Below are 17,115 nucleotides of genomic sequence, written 5' to 3'. Positions count from 1 at the left end.
ACCGCTTGTTGAAAATTACGACAGCGAGTATAAATTCGCATCAACACGCGGTCTATTTTTCTCCAAATTTTGCAAATTATAATTTGCTTAAATCCACTAACGCATCTGGTTTAATATCTGCAATGGTGCGATTGCTCGTAAGCGTCATGGCTACACGCATTTCTTTTTTGAAAATATCCAACATATTTTCAACACCTTGACGACCTGCTGCACCTAATGCATAAACGAAAGAACGCCCAATCATTGTGCAATCCGCACCTAATGCAATCATACGCACCACATCTAAACCGTTACGAATGCCACTATCTGCAATAATTTTAATGTCTCCTTTCACTGCATCTGCAATAGCAGGAAGGGCTCTTGCGCTAGAAAGTACACCATCTAACTGGCGACCGCCATGGTTTGAAACCACAATGCCATCCGCACCAAAACGTACTGCATCTTTTGCATCTTCAGGATCAAGAATTCCTTTAATTACCATTGGACCATCCCAAAACTCACGAATCCACTCTAAATCTTTCCACGAAATAGACGGATCAAAGTTTTCTGTTAACCAACCGATGTAATCATCTAAACCAATTTGTTTTCCAGTATAAATAGAAACATTGCCTAAAGTATGCGGTTTACCTTTAAGACCAACATCATATGCCCAATAAGGATGCGTAATGCCTTGTAATACACGGCGAATTTCTTTGTAAGGGCCACTCATTCCAGAATGCATATCGCGATAACGCGCACCAGGTGTGGGCATATCTACCGTAAAGACTAAGGTAGAACATCCTGCCGCTTTTGCACGTTCAAGCGCATTTTTCATAAATCCACGATCTTTCAACACATAAAGCTGGAACCACAATGGACGCTTAATTGCTGGTGCAACTTCTTCAATCGGACAAATAGAAACCGTTGAAAGCGTAAATGGAACACCTTTATTTTCTGCTGCTTGAGCAGCTTGAACCTCACCACGGCGCGCATACATACCGCAAGCCCCTACTGGTGCAAGCGTTACCGGCATAGAGAGCTTTTCACCAAACAGCTCAATTTCAGTATCAAGCTCAGACATATCTTTTAATACGCGCTGTCTTAACGCGATATTGGCTAAATCACTGACATTACGAGCTAGTGTTTGTTCGGAATAAGAACCACCATCAGCATAGTGGAACATAAATGGAGGAACGCGACGACGCGCAGCTTCGCGATAGTCATTTGCGGATGAGATAATCATGTTAACCTCTTGTTGAAAGGAAGTAAAAAAAGAGGCATGAGTGTAACAGTATTTTAAATTATGTAAATAATAATTATTCCTATTTGTGATCTTCATCACGATTTAACAGATGTTCTTACACCTGAAAAAAACAAGCGGTCAATTTCTTAGCACATTTTGCAAATGACTCATAAAATCTGACCGCTTGCATAAACGAAACCCCAGCCTTTCGGTTGGGGTTTATTATTTTTATCTTCTTCTCGAAAGCTGTGAGCTAACAATATCGTAAACACGTAGTTTCGCGATTTCGCGAGAAAGTTTTGCTGAAAGGTCAACGTCGTTGGCCTTGCTTAAACTTTCCTCTACTTTACGTTTAGCTGCTAAGATGCGTTGTTGATCAAGTTCTTCGCCTCGAATCGCCACATCTGCTAGTACGGTAACCACGGTTGGCTGTACTTCTAAGAAGCCACCTGAAACATAAATAAATGCTTCATTGCCATCAGATAAAGTATATTTCACCATACCTGGTTTGATTGCGGTTAATAATGGTGTATGCCCTGCATACACACCTAACTCACCATCAATCCCAGTTACTCGTACGCTAACAACTTGCCCTGAGAAAATTTTTTGCTCTGCACTGACTACGTTAAGTTCAAATTGAGATGCCATTTTGTTCTCCTTGCGTTCCTATGAAGTTAGGGAACAATTACATCTTACTTGCTCTTTCCACAACTTCGTCAATTGAGCCTGCCATATAGAACGCTTGTTCTGAAATATGGTCAAATTCGCCTTCTAAAATACCTTTAAAGCCACGGATTGTGTCTTTTAATGATACATATTTACCTGGTGTACCGTTGAATACTTCAGCAACGAAGAACGGTTGTGATAAGAAACGTTCAATTTTACGTGCACGTGCTACCACTAATTTATCGTCTTCAGATAACTCGTCCATACCAAGAATTGCGATGATATCTTTTAACTCTTTATAACGTTGTAATGTACCTTGTACGCCACGTGCTACGTTATAGTGTTCTTCCCCCACCACTAATGGATCTAATTGACGTGAAGTTGAGTCTAATGGGTCAACCGCTGGGTAAATACCAAGTGATGCAATGTTACGACTTAATACGACTGTTGAGTCTAAGTGCGCAAAGGTTGTCGCTGGCGATGGGTCTGTTAAGTCATCGGCTGGTACATACACCGCTTGTACAGAAGTGATAGAACCCGTTTTGGTTGAGGTGATACGTTCTTGTAACACACCCATTTCTTCTGCCAATGTTGGTTGGTAACCTACCGCAGATGGCATACGACCTAATAACGCAGATACTTCAGTACCAGCAAGGGTATAACGATAGATATTATCTACGAAGAATAATACATCACGACCTTCATCACGGAATTTTTCCGCCATGGTTAAGCCTGTTAATGCTACACGTAAACGGTTACCTGGTGGTTCATTCATCTGACCATACACTAACGATACTTTATCTAATACGTTAGAGTCTGTCATTTCATGATAGAAGTCGTTACCTTCACGGGTACGCTCACCAACACCTGCAAACACTGAGTAACCTGAGTGCTCGATCGCGATGTTACGGATTAATTCCATCATGTTAACGGTTTTACCTACACCCGCACCACCGAATAAACCAACTTTACCACCTTTTGCAAATGGACAAATTAAGTCGATAACTTTGATACCGGTTTCAAGTAATTCCGTACTGTTTGATTGTTCTTCGTAGCTTGGTGCTGCACGATGAATATCCCAGCGTTCTTCTTCGCCAATAGGACCTTTTTCATCGATTGGCTCACCTAACACGTTCATAATACGACCCAATGTTTTAGTACCCACTGGTACTTGAATTGGGTTGTGAGTATTTTCAACTTTTAAGCCACGTTTTAAACCGTCTGATGTACCGAGTGCGATACAACGAACCAGTCCACCACCTAATTGTTGTTGGACTTCAAGCGTTAAACCTGATTCTACTTTTAACGCATCATATACTTTTGGTACTGCATCTTGTGGGAATTCAACGTCAATCACCGCACCGATGATCTGTACAATTTTTCCTGTTGCCATTACCGTTCCTCTTTTCTCTAAATTGCTGCCGCACCGGCGACAATTTCATTTAATTCATTTGTAATGCTTGCTTGGCGAGCTTTGTTGTACACTAATTGTAATTCATCAATTAAAGTACCCGCGTTGTCTGTTGCGGCTTTCATTGCTACCATTCGAGCGGCTTGTTCAGAAGCAAGGTTATCTACAATCGCTTGATACACCTGAGTTTCCAAGTAACGAACTAATAAACTATCCAACAATACTTGTGGATTTGGTTCATAAATATAATCCCATGAACCTTTAGTCTCTAATTCGTCATCTGCTAATTTTGGTAACGGAAGTAATTGTGCGATAACCGGTTTTTGTGACATTGTGTTTTCAAAACGGTTATACGCCACAAACACTGCATCCACTTCTTCATTGCGGTAGGCATCAATCATTTCATTTACGATACCCACAATACGTTCCATTTCAGGATTATCGCCTAAACCAATAACTTGAGAACGCACATTTAAACCAAGACTTTGGTAAAAACTTACCGCTTTTGAACCTACTAAGCCAAGCTCTGCACTAACGTTTTTATCTTTCCATGTTTTAAATTCATTCAATGTTGCTTTGAATAAATTGACGTTAAGACCGCCACATAAGCCGCGGTCTGTAGATACGATTAAGTAACCTACTTTTTTAATCTCACGTTCAGTTAAAAACGGGTGCTTATAACCAATGCTGCCTTTTGCAATATGGCTGATCACCTTACGGATAGTTTCCGAATACGGGCGAGAAGCCGACATACGCTCTTGCGTTTTACGCATTTTAGAGGTTGCAACCATTTCCATTGCTTTCGTAATTTTTTGCGTATTACGAACACTCGCAATTTTGGTTCTTATCTCTTTCGCACCTGCCATAATCTTTCTCCGCTAGTTAGTGATTACCATGCACCGTTCTTTTTGAAGTTCTCAACGATAGCTTTTAATTGATCCTTGATTGAATCGTTATAATCGCCAGATTTTGCTAAATCCTTCATAAAATCAGCATGGTTGCTATTAGCGTAAGCCAATAATGCAGATTCAAATGAGCCAATACGCTCAACATCCACATCATCTAAGTGGCCAAATTCAGCAGCAAATAAAACAAGTGCTTGTTCACTTACTGGCATTGGCGCAAATTGTTTTTGTTTCAACAATTCTGTTACTTTTTGACCGTGAGAAAGTTGTTTACGAGTTGCATCATCTAAATCTGACGCGAACTGTGCAAACGCTGCTAATTCACGATATTGCGCTAATGCAGTACGGATACCGCCTGATAATTTTTTAATTACTTTGGTTTGTGCCGCAGAACCTACACGAGAAACAGAGATACCTGGGTTTACCGCAGGACGAATACCTGAGTTAAATAAGTTAGATTCTAAGAAAATCTGACCATCGGTAATCGAAATTACGTTTGTCGGTACGAATGCTGAAACGTCACCCGCTTGAGTTTCAATAATTGGTAATGCCGTTAAAGAACCTGTTTGACCTTTTACTGCACCATTAGTGAAACGTTCTACATAATCTGCATTTACGCGTGCTGCACGCTCTAGTAAACGAGAGTGTAGGTAGAATACATCCCCTGGGAATGCTTCACGACCTGGTGGACGACGTAATAATAATGAAATTTGACGGTAAGCAACGGCTTGTTTAGATAAATCATCATAAACAATTAACGCATCTTCACCACGGTCACGGAAGTACTCACCCATTGCACAACCAGAGTATGGAGCAAGGTATTGCAATGCTGCAGATTCAGATGCAGATGCCACTACAACGATAGTATTTGCTAATGCACCGTGTTCTTCTAATTTACGTACTACGTTCGCAATAGTTGAAGCTTTTTGACCAATCGCAACATAGATACATTTTACGCCAGAATCTTTTTGCGCGATGATCGCATCGATTGCTAACGCTGTTTTACCAGTTTGGCGGTCACCAATAATTAACTCACGTTGACCACGACCAATTGGTACCATTGAGTCAACCGCTTTATAACCGGTTTGAACAGGTTGATCTACTGATTGACGGTCGATAACACCTGGTGCAATTACTTCTACTGGAGAGAAGCCATCGTGTTCAACTTCACCTTTACCATCAATTGGCTGACCTAAAGTGTTTACCACACGGCCCAATAAACCGCGACCTACTGGTACTTCTAAAATACGACCGGTACATTTTACTGTCATGCCTTCTGCTAAATCAGCATAAGGGCCCATCACTACCGCACCAACAGAATCACGTTCTAAGTTTAATGCGATTGCATAACGGTTGCCCGGTAATTCGATCATCTCACCTTGCATTACATCTGCAAGACCGTGAACACGAATAATACCATCGCTTACAGAAACAATTGTCCCTGTGCTTTGTGCTTCGCTTGCCACATTAAACTGGGCAATGCGTTTTTTAATCAATTCACTAATTTCAGTTGAATTTAGTTGCATTTTTTATTCCTCTTACAAGCTCAACGCTTGATTTAAGCGGTTTAATTGCCCACGGCTACTACCGTCAATGACGACATCATCATACTGAATGATTACCCCTGCAATAACAGACGGGTCAATTTGGCTATTTAAACGCACTTTTTTACCTAAGCGTTTTTCCATCGCTTGAGCGATTTTCTTTTCTTGTGCTTGACTTAATTCGCTAGCTGAAACCACTAACACTTCTTTTACCGCTTCATGCTCTGCACGAAGTTCGCTAAATTGCGCGAGTACGGATGGAAGGATTGCAAGGCGTTTATTTTCAGCCATCACACGAATAAAATTTTGCCCATATTGATCTAGCTGGTCACCGCAGACATTGCAAAAAAACTCTGCAATTTGACCGCTTGCAAGCGAAGATGAGAGATAATCTGCCACCTGCTCATTTTCCGCTACTGCGGCTGAAAAGGTAAGCATCGCTTGCCATTTATCCAACTGACCTTGTTCTAAAGCAAAATCAAACGCTGCTTTAGCGTAGGGGCGAGCTACTGTACTATATTCTGACATCTGCCCCACCTTATTATAGTTCTGCAACTAGCTTATCAATAATGTCATTGTTTGCCGCTTCATCAATAGAACGACCCACAATTTTCTCTGCACCAGCCACGGCTAATGCTGCTACTTTTTGACGAAGCTCTTCTTGAACACGTTTACGTTCGCTTTCAACTTCCGCACGACCTTGTTCAATAATACGCTGACGTTCCACCTCAGCCTCTGCTTGCACAGATTCTAAAATTTCATTACGTCTTTTCGTTGCTAAATCAATAATTTTTTGAGCTTCTTCTTTAGCTTTAAGGATTTCTTTATCCGCTTCAGCTTTTGAGTCTGCTTGCTCTTGTTTCGCTTTTTCCGCTGATGCTAAAGCGTTAGCTATATTTGCTTGACGCTCTTCAATCGCTTTAATCAGCGGTGGCCATACATATTTCATACAGAACGCCACAAAAAGGACGAACGCAATAAGTTGGCCAATTAGTGTTGCATTTAAGTTCACAACGCCTCCTATAAAGTTAGTTAAATTACCCGAAGGTAACGCCTATTATTTATAGGGATTAGCCTAATAAACCGATGAATGGGTTTGCGAAGATGAATAATAATGCAATACCAACAGCGATCATTGCGATAGCATCTAAAAGACCAGCAACGATGAACATTTTAGTTTGTAAGCTGCTTGCTAATTCAGGTTGACGAGCAGAAGACTCTAAAAATTTGCCACCTAAAAGTGCGAAGCCAATTGCAGTACCAAGTGCTGCGAAAGCTAATAAAATTGATGCACCAATAATAGTTGCTGTGATTACTGATTCCATAATGTTCTCCATTAAAAGATTGAGGAATTAGCCTCTCGGCTAAGGTTTTGTTTAAGTTAAAGAAAAATACAAGCGGTCTAATTTTTGCAAAATTTCACTAAAATTCCACCGCTTATGGGTTCGTTTAATGATCCGCTTTGTTATAAGCGATACTCAAGTAAACAATCGTTAGCATCATAAAGATAAAGGCTTGGAGCGTAATAACCAAAATGTGGAAAATTGCCCAAACTAAATGCAATGGAATACCCAATGCTTGCAATGCAAAATTGTCTGCCATATACATTACTGCAATTAAGATGAAGATTAACTCACCTGCATACATATTACCGAATAGACGGAACGCCAATGAAATCGGTTTTGCTAATAATGTTACGCTTTCAAGAATGAAGTTGACAGGAATAAATGCCCAGTGATTAAAAGGGTGGAGTGTATATTCTTTTACTAAACCACTAAAGCCTTTTGATTTCACTGTGTAGAAAAGGATTAAGCCGAATACACAGATTGACATACCGAGTGTTGCACTAATATCTGCGGTTGGTACAGCACGTAAATAGTGAACACCGAATAATCCAGCGAATTGAGGAAGAAAATCAACAGGAACTAAGTCGATGGCATTCATCACAAAAACCCAACAGAAAATGGTTAATGCTAATGCAGCCACTTTATGACGGATATGGTGAGAGGCGTGAAGGTTATCTTTGACTAAACCATCAACCCAGCCTACAACGATTTCAACAAAACATTGTAATTTACCCGGTACGCCCGTTGTCGCATTTTTTGCCACTTTACGGAATACATATAAGAAAATGAGTGCTGATACGATCGAGAAGAATAACGTATCTAAATGCACGTTCCAAAAGCCATCACCTGTCGTTGCAAACGTAAGGTGGTGACCAATATATTCAGCAGTATTTCCAGCCATAATAAGTCCTTGATAAGGTAAAGGTAAATTTAAAATTGTTTGGACAACCACATCGGAATGAGGTTATTCAATAAAAGCGTTATAAAATATCCGGCAAAAAAAGGAATTGCTTGAAAATTTGGGATTCCCAGAAAACTAACAACAAGCCCTGACACAACGATAAACCACTTAATTCCTTCGCCTTGATAAAAAGCGGTCATTTTTTTTGCTTGTTTGACTAATTTTCTAAAGAAAACCCAATAAACAAAAAAATAGTGGGCAATAAATATAATTAAAGAACCACTTAACACAGAAAGCATCGCTTGGGGTTGCCAAAACTGCGTAATGACAATCATCAATCCAATCAATACTAATTGAATTTTACAGGCTTTTAGGTACCGTTGTTTTGCACGATTGATTACAGCAGACATCGCTTAATTTCTCATTTTAAAAATAGGCGAAACTCGCCTCTGCAAATCAATAAAAATCAACCCTAAATTATACGGAACCTTACGGAGTATTCAACCAAAAAATACGCAATTCTGGGCATAATTTTAAATAAATTGTTAAAAATTCGTTAATTTTCAGCCAAACTAGTTAAAAACTGAAAAATTTCTCCAAAAATGGGCATTTTTATTACGCTTTCAAACATTACTTTTCTAAAAATTGACCTAAGACTGTTTGTAAAATAGCGACCATTTCTTCAGCAGATTCTTGACGACCTCGTCGAATCCATTCATCGAGTCCACCAAAGCAGATCCCCATGGTCATCGATTTTGCATAAGCTTGAGTATTTGGTTGCTCTGGCTGGGCACCAGTGACGGTGCGTAAATAATATAAAAAGAGGTGAGAAAGATTTTGCTGATAAAGTAAATCAACCACTTCATGTAGATGATCAATAGATTTAAACATCGCAATTAATTTTTCTTGCGTGCGTTGAGCCTGATATTTTGAAAATTCATCCATTGACTTTTCAAAGAGATATTTCACTAACACATCCTCTTTAGAGTCAAAATTACGATAAAACGAAATTCGACTCACACCCGCTAATTTTGAAATTTCAGTAATAGTAATCTCTTCAAAGGGTTTCTTTCGCATCAAGATAAACAACGCCTCGGTGAGGCTTTCTTTTATCACAAAGTTCAAATTTTTTTTCATACTGTTACATTTGGGTGAGTTTGTTTCAGTTTTGGGCGAAAGTGTTGACGGTTATTTTTAAATCCCGAAAAATACGCCCAGTTTTAACGCGTCATTTAGACGTCTATTTTTTAACTACTCGGAGAGACTCATGAAAAATTTAGTGAGCAAAATGTTAGTTTTAGTGGTTGTTGCTTCATCAGCGACAGCTTGTGGGCTGAGAGGTTCACAGCGAGATACCGCAACAGGTGCCGTACTTGGTGGCGTAGCTGGCGGACTAATTGGAGGCAACACCACCTCTACTGTGGTCGGTGCAGCAGTGGGTGGCTTAGTCGGTAGCCAGTGGAATCGTTAATCACCTTTATGTGAGGTCACTATGAAAAAATGGATCGTAAAAGGCATTGTATTAAGCTTATTTATTGGGGCTAATGCACAAGCATTAACACGTTCGCAACACGATACTGCGGTGGGCGCAGTATTAGGCGGGGTCGCGGGCGCAGTGGTGGGCAATGATGTCACCTCAACCATGGCTGGCGCGGCACTCGGTGGTGTAGTGGGTAGCCAATGGAACGCGCATAAAGAAGAAAAAAGACATCGTGCTGAGCGTGAAAGAGAACATCGCCATCATTACGAAGGCTTCCGCCCTGCGCGTTATGAATATGATGATTTTGATGATCGCCACCACAGACCACATAGGCCAAAACACCATAAACATAAACCACATCATCACGATGATGATTAAATCAAAATAAATTCATTCAGTTAGCAAAATCCAAATAACTTTATTCAATCCAATGAACCAAACGGCTAAGTTTTATCACAAAGTTTAGCCGTTTTATTTTACCGTTTTTTAGCCTTTTAGACGTCTAGACATATACAAGCGGTCATTTTTTACTTACAATCGGCAAAAAATTTAAAAAGGATATTTTTGTGTTAGAACAACTCTTAATGAGCCTTCCATTTATGGATGCTGCACGTGCGAAGCTCGTGATTGATGCTTTTTGGCCAATGGTTGAAGCTGCCGTGCTAGTTTCCATTCCCCTTGCGATTGCTTCTTTTATTATTGGGATGATTATTGCCGTGGTGGTTGCGCTCATCCGCATTTCGCCGTCTAACGGTATTGTTCATCGTCTATTGCTTGCCTTTGTGAAAGGCTATATTTCTATCATTCGTGGCACACCAATGTTGGTGCAAATTTCTGTGGTGTTCTATGGTTTGCCTGCTATTGGCGTTTTCATCGACCCAATTCCAGCTGCGATTATCGGCTTCTCACTGAATATTGGAGCTTATGGTTCAGAAACGGTGCGTGCTGCCATTTCCTCCGTGCCAAAAGGACAATGGGAAGCGGGCTTTACCATTGGTATGACCTATATGCAAACCTTCCGCCGCATTATTGCGCCACAAGCATTTCGTGTTGCCGTGCCGCCATTAAGTAACACTTTTATTGGTTTATTTAAAGACACCTCGCTTGCCTCAGTGGTTACCGTTACCGAAATGTTCCGTGTTGCTCAACAAATGGCCAATATGTCTTATGACTTTTTACCAGTTTATATTGAAGCGGGGCTAATTTATTGGTGCTTCTGTTGGGTACTATTTTTAATTCAAGCGAAACTAGAACATCGCTTTAACCGATTTGTGGCGAACTAAGATGATTAAAATAAGCAATATTCACAAAACCTTTGGTGAAAATACCATTTTAAAAGGGATTGATTTAAACATTGAAAAAGGGCAAGTGGTGGTCATTTTAGGGCCTTCCGGCTCAGGGAAAACAACCTTTTTGCGCTGTTTAAATGCGCTAGAAATGCCAGAACAAGGCACAATCACATTTGAAGATGGTGCGCCATTAACGATTGATTTTGGTAAAAAACCGAACAAAAAAGAGATTCTTGCCTTGCGCCGAAAATCAGGCATGGTGTTCCAAAACTATAATCTATTTCCGCATAAAACTGCGCTCGAAAATGTGATGGAAGGGCCTGTTTTTGTTCAAGGAAAAAACACAGCTCAAGCAAAATCAGAGGCTTTGGCTTTATTAGCGAAAGTGGGGTTATCTGATAAAGTGAATCTATACCCATTTCAGCTTTCGGGCGGACAGCAACAACGTGTAGGCATTGCGCGTGCATTAGCAATTCAACCTGCTTTAATGCTTTTTGATGAACCCACTTCCGCACTTGACCCTGAATTAGTGCAAGATGTACTCAATACCATGAAAGCACTTGCTAATGATGGTTGGACTATGGTGGTGGTAACACACGAGATCAAATTCGCATTAGATGTCGCAGACATTGTGATTGTGATGGATGGTGGCGTAATTGTTGAGCAAGGTTCGCCAGACCAGCTCTTTAATCATCCACAACACGAGCGGACTAAACGCTTCTTGCAACAAATTCGAGCATAACCCTATAAGCAAGCGGTCTAATTTTGTAAAAGTTTTGCAAATTTAGACCGCTTGTCTTTTGAACAGAGAACTTCATCCCCATTTTAGCTACTCATGTTTACTATCCCTCGATAAAAAGGAAACTGATATGGACTTTAATAACATTTTAAATCAGGTGCTTAACGTAGCGAAAGAAACCTTCAACGACACTAAAAACGGCAACAGCACGCAAGATAAAATCACCAAAGTCGGTGGTGGCGCGGCGGCACTTGGGTTGCTTTCTATGTTTTTAGGCAGAAAAGGTGGTGCGGGTTTAGCTAAATTAGGATCACTGGCAGCATTAGGCAGCCTTGCTTACCAAGCTTATCAAAAATACCAAGCACAGAATCAGCCTACACAAGAGGCTTTAAATGAAAGTGCTTTTCAGCTGACCGATCAGGCAAATATTATTTTACAAGCCATGATTTCTGCAGCGGCTGCTGATGGGGAAATTACGGAAGAAGAACGCCAAGCCATTCTTCAAGAAGCCGGCGACGATGTAGAAGTGCAACAATGGTTAAATCAAGCGATGGCCAATCCATTAAGTGCGGCACAAATTGGGGCAAAAGTGGAAAATAATCCAGCAATCGCAGCGCAAGTTTATTTAGCCGCTCGCGTTGTGTGCAAAGAATTAAGTCGCAAAGAAATTATCTTCTTGGCGAATCTTGCAGAAGCCTTACATTTAGATGAGGCGCTAGTTGAGCAACTCGAAGCGCAAGCAGGATTATAAAAAAACTAAAGGAGAGGTTAACCTCTCCTTTTTTCCATCTAACGAATTAACGCTTTCGGCTCTTCTATGTTTTTCAATAAGGCATATTTTTCAATCCAGCCAATTACACCATCTAAATTTTCTTTCTTCATTAAGTTGGTAAAGATAAACGGCTGACCGTTACGCATACGGCGTGCATCACGTTCCATGACGCTTAAATCAGCACCAACGAATGGCGCTAGGTCAGTTTTATTAATCACTAATAAGTCAGAACGGGTAATACCTGGTCCACCTTTACGCGGAATTTTTTCACCTTGTGCAACGTCAATCACGAAAATAGTCACATCCGCTAAATCTGGGCTAAAAGTCGCAGATAAGTTATCACCACCAGATTCGATAAAGACGATTTCTACATCAGGGAAACGTGCAACCATTTCATCGACTGCTTCTAAGTTCATAGAGGCATCTTCACGAATTGCCGTATGTGGGCAACCGCCTGTTTCCACGCCCATAATTCGCTCTGGCGGAAGTAGGCTATTTTTCGTTAAAAATTCCGCATCTTCTTGGGTATAAATATCGTTAGTAATGACCGCCACGCTATAACGGCTTGCAATTTCGCGAGTCAGTTTTTCGATTAACGCCGTTTTGCCCGCGCCAACAGGGCCTGCCACGCCGATTTTAATGTAGTTACGCATAATGTTCCTTTTGTGTTGATATCGTAGAGGCTCATTCTTATCACCTCTGCGATATGTAAAAATTTAATAAAAAATGACCGCTCTTACGACATATAAAGTCGCGTATAAAGCACTTCGTGCTGCATAGAGCGGATGTCATTTGCGAGAGTTGCTGCACCCAGCCAATCAAGATTTGGCTCAAGGCTTAATTCGACAGCTTGCAAGAGTGCACTACGCAAATCAAACAGAATATCTTGCCCGTCCATTTGGCTAAGCGGAATGAGTTTTACGCCATTGGTAATGGTACCAACTGCCGCATTGTAGTAAAACGCATACAGGGTATCCGCTTTGCTAAGCCCCATCGCTTGTGCCACCATCGCAAACACAATCGGGAAATAACCTTGCACGGTTTTATTCTGAATCGCTTGTTGAAATTGGCTCAACATGGGGTGTTGTTCATAGCGGATAAAAATTTTTAATAACCGCACGCCAAGTTTAAAACTGCCTTCGCGGCTTTCCCGCGCAATTTTGGTTGCAGATAACGAATGGTCTAATTCACACAAGCGCTCAAAATCATTGGCAGCCATGGCTTCAAATGCGAGCGAAAGATAAGCACCATCGCTATACACCCAGTTTTGCAAAAGCTGGGTTTGCACATATTCTTCTAGGCTTTGTTTTGAGGCAACAACACCTTGTTGAACAAAGGTTTCTAAACCATTTGAATGGTTAAAGCCCCCAATAGGCAAAGTGGGGTCAACCAGGTGCAACAAGGCGCCTAAATCTGCCAGGCTTCGGTTTAATGTTGGTGCCAATTGCCGTCTCCATGATGGTGATAGCCGTGATGATCGTGCGAATGACTATGCGAATGACCGTGCCCTTGTGCAGAATTGGCTCTTAACGCTTGGCTTAAACGGCGTTCCGCTTTTTGTGGATGAAATCCCGCTGCTTGTAACCATTCAAACATCGGCTTATCGTAAGGTAATGTCACTTCATCACCATCTAAAAAGAGTGGTGAATGTTTATTACCGATCTCATAACAAGCGCGAGCCATTTCAGGCAAGGTTTTCGGAGACAGCACGATTACTTCACTCGGTAAAATTTCAATCGCAATCACTAATTCATCGCTGATAAACACCACATCATCGTGTTTTAAACGTTGCCCTTCTTTGAGTAGGCGAAATGCCACTTCACGTCCAGTATTTGTGGTTTTACGCAGAATATTGCGCTCGCTTTCATACCACTGCAATGCTACGCGTTCAATGACTTGATGTGTAATTTTGCCTTCAGTTTGGAGGCTAGTTAAGTCACCTAAAATGGTATCCATAATAGGCAGAATGGGGTTGAGGATTTTCATATTTTATATTGTTTAATTTCTTCGTTAATTGAGGCAGCCAAATCTCCCCCACCCCTCTTTGCTAAAGAGGGGATTTTCTTTATAAATTTGCTGTCATCTGACTAATTTATATTTGCCATATCAAAGTAGAACAATGATATAAAACCTCGCTCATTCTTTCCCCTCTTTACTAAAGAGGGGTCTTTCTTTATAAATTTGCTGTCACCTGACTAATTTATATTTGCCATATCAAAGTAGAACAATGATGTAAAATCTTGCTCATTCTTTCCCCTCTTTGCTAAAGAGGGGATTTTCTTTATAAATTTGCTGTCACCTGACTAATTTATATTTGCCATATCAAAGTAGAACAATGATATAAAATCTCGCTCGTTCTTTCCCCTCTTTAGCAAAGAGGGGTAGGGGAGATTTGGCAGAAGGAAAAACAGAGAAATTAGGTTATTTAGACCAATTTCGTAACGCAAAAAAATGGTTACAAAGTTGGCTTTGTCTCGCTTAAAACCTCATATTTTTCATTCATCTCTGCCGCCCAAGCGGTTAAATTTGGAAATTCTTTTGCAAGATCTAATCCAATTTTTTCTGCTCTAAACAAGAACCAATCAATGACTGCAACAGCCATTAACGTACCAATGTTTAATTCCGTGCCAAACGGTTTTAAATCTAGCTCAAGTCTTGCAAAACTTTGACGATTGCGCTCAGTTAGTTGTTGATGACGAGCTGTCCACCATTCACTTTCAGGGCGAAGCATTTTTTCAGCCATCATCGGCACGGTGTTTTCCATAATGCCATCTGCTAAGTTATGTAAGGCGAGCACCGCCCAACGAGGCTTGCCACTTTCTGGAATGAGTTTAGGTTCTACCTTGCCTTTTTGGTCGAGATATTCGCAAATGAGCAAGCTGCCATAAAGCCAATTACCACAATTACGTTCTAACGCAGGCACACGACCCAATGGGTTGGCTTGATTATGCGGAGAGCTTGCATCAAATGATGAACCAATTTTAATCAGTTCTGTTTTGTCTAAGAGTTGTTGATATTTCAACGTTACCAGCACTTTACGTACATACGGACTGGTGGTGGAGTACCAAAGTTTCATTGTAAATTCTCCTTAAAATTTGACCGCTCTTTTCTGCTTAGAACATAAAATATCGTTGTCCTAATGGCACCGTGTCCACGGGTTCGCAAGTAATGAGCTCGCCATCTACACGCACTTCATAGCGTTCAGGATCAACGGTAATTTCAGGTGTTGCGTTGTTATGAACGAGATCTTTTTTACCTACGCTGCGGCAGCCTTTCACGGCAATGGTTTCTTTGTTTAAACCGAATTTAGCACGAATATCGGCTTTTTCAGCGGCTTGTGAAACAAAGAATACTGCGGTTTGTGCTGTTGCTAAGCCTTGTGCACCGTACATTGGACGGTAGAATACAGGTTGCGGTGTTGGAATCGAGGCATTTGGGTCGCCCATTTTTGCGTAGCTGATAAAGCCTTTTTTAATTACCACTTCAGGTTTTACCCCAAAGAACATCGGTTTCCATAACACGATATCGGCAATTTTGCCCACTTCTAACGAGCCAATATGATCTGCAATACCGTGTGCAATTGCTGGGTTGATGGTGTATTTCGCAATATAGCGTTTAATGCGGAAGTTATCGTTTCCTTCGTTGCCTAGCTCACCACGTTGCATTTTCATTTTATCTGCGGTTTGCCATGTACGAATAACGACTTCGCCAATGCGCCCCATTGCTTGAGAGTCTGAACTCATAATCGAAAAAACGCCCATATCATGCAAAATATCTTCTGCTGCAATAGTTTCAGGACGAATACGGCTATCGGCAAATGCTACATCTTCCGGCACGCGTTTATCTAAGTGATGGCAAACCATCAACATATCTAAGTGTTCATCAATGGTGTTTTTTGTAAACGGGCGAGTCGGGTTGGTTGAAGCTGGCAATACGTTTGGATACATCGCCGCCTTAATAATGTCAGGCGCATGACCGCCGCCCGCTCCTTCGGTGTGGAAGGTGTGAATCACACGTCCATCAATTGCTTTCATCGTATCTTCTAAGAAACCACTTTCATTTAGTGTATCGGTGTGAATCGCTACTTGAATATCCATTTCATCTGCCACTTTTAATGCAGAATCGATTACTGCAGGCGTTGCACCCCAGTCTTCATGGATTTTTAAACCTAATGCGCCCGCTTCAATTTGTTCACGTAGCGGATCTAAGGTTGAACAGTTTCCTTTACCGAAAAAGCCCACGTTGACTGGTAAAGCTTCTGCCGCTTGGAACATACGTTCCATATACCACGCACCTGGCGTACAAGTCGTTGCGTGCGTACCATCAGCAGGGCCAGTCCCACCACCAATTAACGTGGTAACCCCACTTTCAATCGCATGTTGTGCTTGTTGAGGGCAAATAAAGTGAATGTGGGTATCGATACCACCAGCTGTTGCAATTAAATGTGCACCGTTATGTACTTCTGTGCTTGCACCAATAATCATATTGGGCGTGACATTATCCATGGTATCAGGGTTACCTGCTTGTCCGATGCCGACAATGCGACCATCGCGAATACCAATATCCGCTTTGATAATGCCTAATTTAGCATCAATGATCATCACATTGGTAATCACAAAATCCAATACATTTGGATTGTCGCGAGTTGCAGTGCCACTTTGCGCCATGCCATCACGCACACTTTTACCGCCACCAAATTTACACTCATCACCTTTGGTTAATAAATCTTGTTCAATGGTTGCCCATAAATTAGTATCGCCTAAACGGACTTTATCGCCAACGGTTGGGCCATAAGTTGCTACATATTGTGCTCTTGAAATTGTTAATGCCATTTTGCCCT

Annotated in this window: 21 protein-coding genes; 5 read left to right on the top strand and 16 right to left on the bottom strand. The window is 41.1% G+C overall.

Going from position 1 to position 17,115, the window contains the following annotated elements:
- Nucleotides 1-76: 76 nt before the first annotated feature.
- The 11 genes from lldD to HSP_RS0104875 all read right to left on the bottom strand — a co-directional run bounded on the left by lldD (nucleotide 77) and on the right by HSP_RS0104875 (nucleotide 9,132).
- On the bottom strand, nucleotides 77-1,222 hold the full coding sequence (lldD, locus tag HSP_RS0104925; protein ID WP_007523506.1) for an FMN-dependent L-lactate dehydrogenase LldD: 1,146 nt from the start codon (nucleotides 1,220-1,222) through the stop codon (nucleotides 77-79).
- A gap of 228 nt (nucleotides 1,223-1,450) precedes the next feature.
- The gene (locus HSP_RS0104920; RefSeq protein WP_010676291.1) at nucleotides 1,451-1,870 is read right to left on the bottom strand and encodes a F0F1 ATP synthase subunit epsilon; all 420 of its coding nucleotides are present in this window, start codon (nucleotides 1,868-1,870) and stop codon (nucleotides 1,451-1,453) included.
- Between the two features lie 37 nt (nucleotides 1,871-1,907).
- Nucleotides 1,908-3,281, bottom strand: coding sequence for a F0F1 ATP synthase subunit beta (atpD, locus tag HSP_RS0104915; RefSeq protein WP_010676290.1), 1,374 nt, complete (start codon nucleotides 3,279-3,281; stop codon nucleotides 1,908-1,910).
- A gap of 17 nt (nucleotides 3,282-3,298) precedes the next feature.
- Complete coding sequence (atpG, locus tag HSP_RS0104910; protein WP_010676289.1) at nucleotides 3,299-4,165, bottom strand: F0F1 ATP synthase subunit gamma; 867 nt, start codon at nucleotides 4,163-4,165, stop codon at nucleotides 3,299-3,301.
- Between the two features lie 23 nt (nucleotides 4,166-4,188).
- Nucleotides 4,189-5,730 (bottom strand): F0F1 ATP synthase subunit alpha, encoded by a 1,542-nt coding sequence (atpA, locus tag HSP_RS0104905; RefSeq protein WP_007523514.1) that lies wholly within the window; start codon nucleotides 5,728-5,730, stop codon nucleotides 4,189-4,191.
- Between the two features lie 12 nt (nucleotides 5,731-5,742).
- A complete protein-coding gene (atpH, locus tag HSP_RS0104900; protein WP_007523504.1) occupies nucleotides 5,743-6,276 on the bottom strand; it encodes a F0F1 ATP synthase subunit delta in 534 nt (177 codons plus the stop codon).
- Nucleotides 6,277-6,289: 13 nt separating this feature from the next.
- Nucleotides 6,290-6,760 (bottom strand): F0F1 ATP synthase subunit B, encoded by a 471-nt coding sequence (atpF, locus tag HSP_RS0104895; protein WP_007523527.1) that lies wholly within the window; start codon nucleotides 6,758-6,760, stop codon nucleotides 6,290-6,292.
- A gap of 58 nt (nucleotides 6,761-6,818) precedes the next feature.
- On the bottom strand, nucleotides 6,819-7,073 hold the full coding sequence (gene atpE / locus HSP_RS0104890; RefSeq protein ID WP_005706613.1) for a F0F1 ATP synthase subunit C: 255 nt from the start codon (nucleotides 7,071-7,073) through the stop codon (nucleotides 6,819-6,821).
- Nucleotides 7,074-7,197: 124 nt separating this feature from the next.
- Entirely contained in the window at nucleotides 7,198-7,995 is a 798-nt protein-coding gene (atpB, locus tag HSP_RS0104885) for a F0F1 ATP synthase subunit A (RefSeq protein WP_010676288.1), read from the bottom strand.
- A 29-nt stretch (nucleotides 7,996-8,024) separates the two neighbouring features.
- Nucleotides 8,025-8,405 carry an ATP synthase subunit I gene (locus HSP_RS0104880; RefSeq protein ID WP_010676287.1) on the bottom strand — a complete coding sequence of 127 codons (381 nt, stop codon included), beginning with the start codon at nucleotides 8,403-8,405 and terminating at the stop codon, nucleotides 8,025-8,027.
- Between the two features lie 220 nt (nucleotides 8,406-8,625).
- Entirely contained in the window at nucleotides 8,626-9,132 is a 507-nt protein-coding gene (locus tag HSP_RS0104875; protein ID WP_010676286.1) for a TetR/AcrR family transcriptional regulator, read from the bottom strand.
- 130 nt (nucleotides 9,133-9,262) lie between these two features.
- On the opposite strand from HSP_RS0104875, the gene HSP_RS0104870 reads away from it, so the two are divergent.
- From HSP_RS0104870 to HSP_RS0104850, 5 genes are all read left to right on the top strand, one after another.
- On the top strand, nucleotides 9,263-9,466 hold the full coding sequence (locus tag HSP_RS0104870) for a glycine zipper 2TM domain-containing protein (RefSeq protein ID WP_010676285.1): 204 nt from the start codon (nucleotides 9,263-9,265) through the stop codon (nucleotides 9,464-9,466).
- Nucleotides 9,467-9,487: 21 nt separating this feature from the next.
- Nucleotides 9,488-9,853 (top strand): glycine zipper 2TM domain-containing protein, encoded by a 366-nt coding sequence (locus HSP_RS0104865; protein WP_010676284.1) that lies wholly within the window; start codon nucleotides 9,488-9,490, stop codon nucleotides 9,851-9,853.
- A gap of 188 nt (nucleotides 9,854-10,041) precedes the next feature.
- The gene (locus tag HSP_RS0104860) at nucleotides 10,042-10,758 is read left to right on the top strand and encodes an amino acid ABC transporter permease (protein ID WP_010676283.1); all 717 of its coding nucleotides are present in this window, start codon (nucleotides 10,042-10,044) and stop codon (nucleotides 10,756-10,758) included.
- 1 nt (nucleotide 10,759) lies between these two features.
- Nucleotides 10,760-11,506, top strand: a complete 747-nt coding sequence (locus HSP_RS0104855; protein WP_007523440.1) for an amino acid ABC transporter ATP-binding protein — start codon at nucleotides 10,760-10,762, stop codon at nucleotides 11,504-11,506.
- A gap of 127 nt (nucleotides 11,507-11,633) precedes the next feature.
- The gene (locus HSP_RS0104850; protein ID WP_010676282.1) at nucleotides 11,634-12,254 is read left to right on the top strand and encodes a tellurite resistance TerB family protein; all 621 of its coding nucleotides are present in this window, start codon (nucleotides 11,634-11,636) and stop codon (nucleotides 12,252-12,254) included.
- A gap of 38 nt (nucleotides 12,255-12,292) precedes the next feature.
- Here the strand turns inward: HSP_RS0104850 and ureG are convergent, their stop codons facing one another.
- The 5 genes from ureG to ureC form a co-directional block, all read right to left on the bottom strand.
- Nucleotides 12,293-12,928, bottom strand: coding sequence for an urease accessory protein UreG (gene ureG, locus HSP_RS0104845; RefSeq protein WP_010676281.1), 636 nt, complete (start codon nucleotides 12,926-12,928; stop codon nucleotides 12,293-12,295).
- A gap of 83 nt (nucleotides 12,929-13,011) precedes the next feature.
- Complete coding sequence (locus HSP_RS0104840; RefSeq protein WP_010676280.1) at nucleotides 13,012-13,719, bottom strand: urease accessory protein UreF; 708 nt, start codon at nucleotides 13,717-13,719, stop codon at nucleotides 13,012-13,014.
- Nucleotides 13,704-14,261, bottom strand: coding sequence for an urease accessory protein UreE (ureE, locus tag HSP_RS0104835; protein ID WP_007523516.1), 558 nt, complete (start codon nucleotides 14,259-14,261; stop codon nucleotides 13,704-13,706). Before ureE ends, HSP_RS0104840 begins: the two co-directional genes overlap by 16 nt.
- A gap of 469 nt (nucleotides 14,262-14,730) precedes the next feature.
- Nucleotides 14,731-15,351, bottom strand: a complete 621-nt coding sequence (locus HSP_RS0104830) for a glutathione S-transferase (protein ID WP_010676279.1) — start codon at nucleotides 15,349-15,351, stop codon at nucleotides 14,731-14,733.
- 37 nt (nucleotides 15,352-15,388) lie between these two features.
- Nucleotides 15,389-17,107 (bottom strand): urease subunit alpha, encoded by a 1,719-nt coding sequence (ureC, locus tag HSP_RS0104825; RefSeq protein WP_010676278.1) that lies wholly within the window; start codon nucleotides 17,105-17,107, stop codon nucleotides 15,389-15,391.
- Nucleotides 17,108-17,115 lie beyond the last annotated feature (8 nt).

The organism is Haemophilus sputorum CCUG 13788 (assembly GCF_000238795.1).
GTDB classification, from domain to species: Bacteria; Pseudomonadota; Gammaproteobacteria; order Enterobacterales; family Pasteurellaceae; genus Haemophilus_A; species Haemophilus_A sputorum.
This window is presented reverse-complemented; position numbering and strand designations above follow the sequence as displayed.

What these genes read in the sequence shown, in the direction of transcription:
- atpA (WP_007523514.1), bottom strand. Translation starts at nt 5,730, where the DNA reads ATGCAACTAAATTCAACTGAAATTAGTGAATTGATTAAAAAACGCATT.
- atpD (WP_010676290.1), bottom strand. Translation starts at nt 3,281, where the DNA reads ATGGCAACAGGAAAAATTGTACAGATCATCGGTGCGGTGATTGACGTT.
- HSP_RS0104830 (WP_010676279.1), bottom strand. Translation starts at nt 15,351, where the DNA reads ATGAAACTTTGGTACTCCACCACCAGTCCGTATGTACGTAAAGTGCTG.
- HSP_RS0104870 (WP_010676285.1), top strand. Translation starts at nt 9,263, where the DNA reads ATGAAAAATTTAGTGAGCAAAATGTTAGTTTTAGTGGTTGTTGCTTCA.
- HSP_RS0104920 (WP_010676291.1), bottom strand. Translation starts at nt 1,870, where the DNA reads ATGGCATCTCAATTTGAACTTAACGTAGTCAGTGCAGAGCAAAAAATT.
- atpE (WP_005706613.1), bottom strand. Translation starts at nt 7,073, where the DNA reads ATGGAATCAGTAATCACAGCAACTATTATTGGTGCATCAATTTTATTA.
- HSP_RS0104855 (WP_007523440.1), top strand. Translation starts at nt 10,760, where the DNA reads ATGATTAAAATAAGCAATATTCACAAAACCTTTGGTGAAAATACCATT.
- atpH (WP_007523504.1), bottom strand. Translation starts at nt 6,276, where the DNA reads ATGTCAGAATATAGTACAGTAGCTCGCCCCTACGCTAAAGCAGCGTTT.
- HSP_RS0104865 (WP_010676284.1), top strand. Translation starts at nt 9,488, where the DNA reads ATGAAAAAATGGATCGTAAAAGGCATTGTATTAAGCTTATTTATTGGG.
- HSP_RS0104875 (WP_010676286.1), bottom strand. Translation starts at nt 9,132, where the DNA reads ATGAAAAAAAATTTGAACTTTGTGATAAAAGAAAGCCTCACCGAGGCG.
- ureG (WP_010676281.1), bottom strand. Translation starts at nt 12,928, where the DNA reads ATGCGTAACTACATTAAAATCGGCGTGGCAGGCCCTGTTGGCGCGGGC.
- lldD (WP_007523506.1), bottom strand. Translation starts at nt 1,222, where the DNA reads ATGATTATCTCATCCGCAAATGACTATCGCGAAGCTGCGCGTCGTCGC.
- ureE (WP_007523516.1), bottom strand. Translation starts at nt 14,261, where the DNA reads ATGAAAATCCTCAACCCCATTCTGCCTATTATGGATACCATTTTAGGT.
- HSP_RS0104880 (WP_010676287.1), bottom strand. Translation starts at nt 8,405, where the DNA reads ATGTCTGCTGTAATCAATCGTGCAAAACAACGGTACCTAAAAGCCTGT.
- atpB (WP_010676288.1), bottom strand. Translation starts at nt 7,995, where the DNA reads ATGGCTGGAAATACTGCTGAATATATTGGTCACCACCTTACGTTTGCA.
- atpG (WP_010676289.1), bottom strand. Translation starts at nt 4,165, where the DNA reads ATGGCAGGTGCGAAAGAGATAAGAACCAAAATTGCGAGTGTTCGTAAT.
- HSP_RS0104850 (WP_010676282.1), top strand. Translation starts at nt 11,634, where the DNA reads ATGGACTTTAATAACATTTTAAATCAGGTGCTTAACGTAGCGAAAGAA.
- ureC (WP_010676278.1), bottom strand. Translation starts at nt 17,107, where the DNA reads ATGGCATTAACAATTTCAAGAGCACAATATGTAGCAACTTATGGCCCA.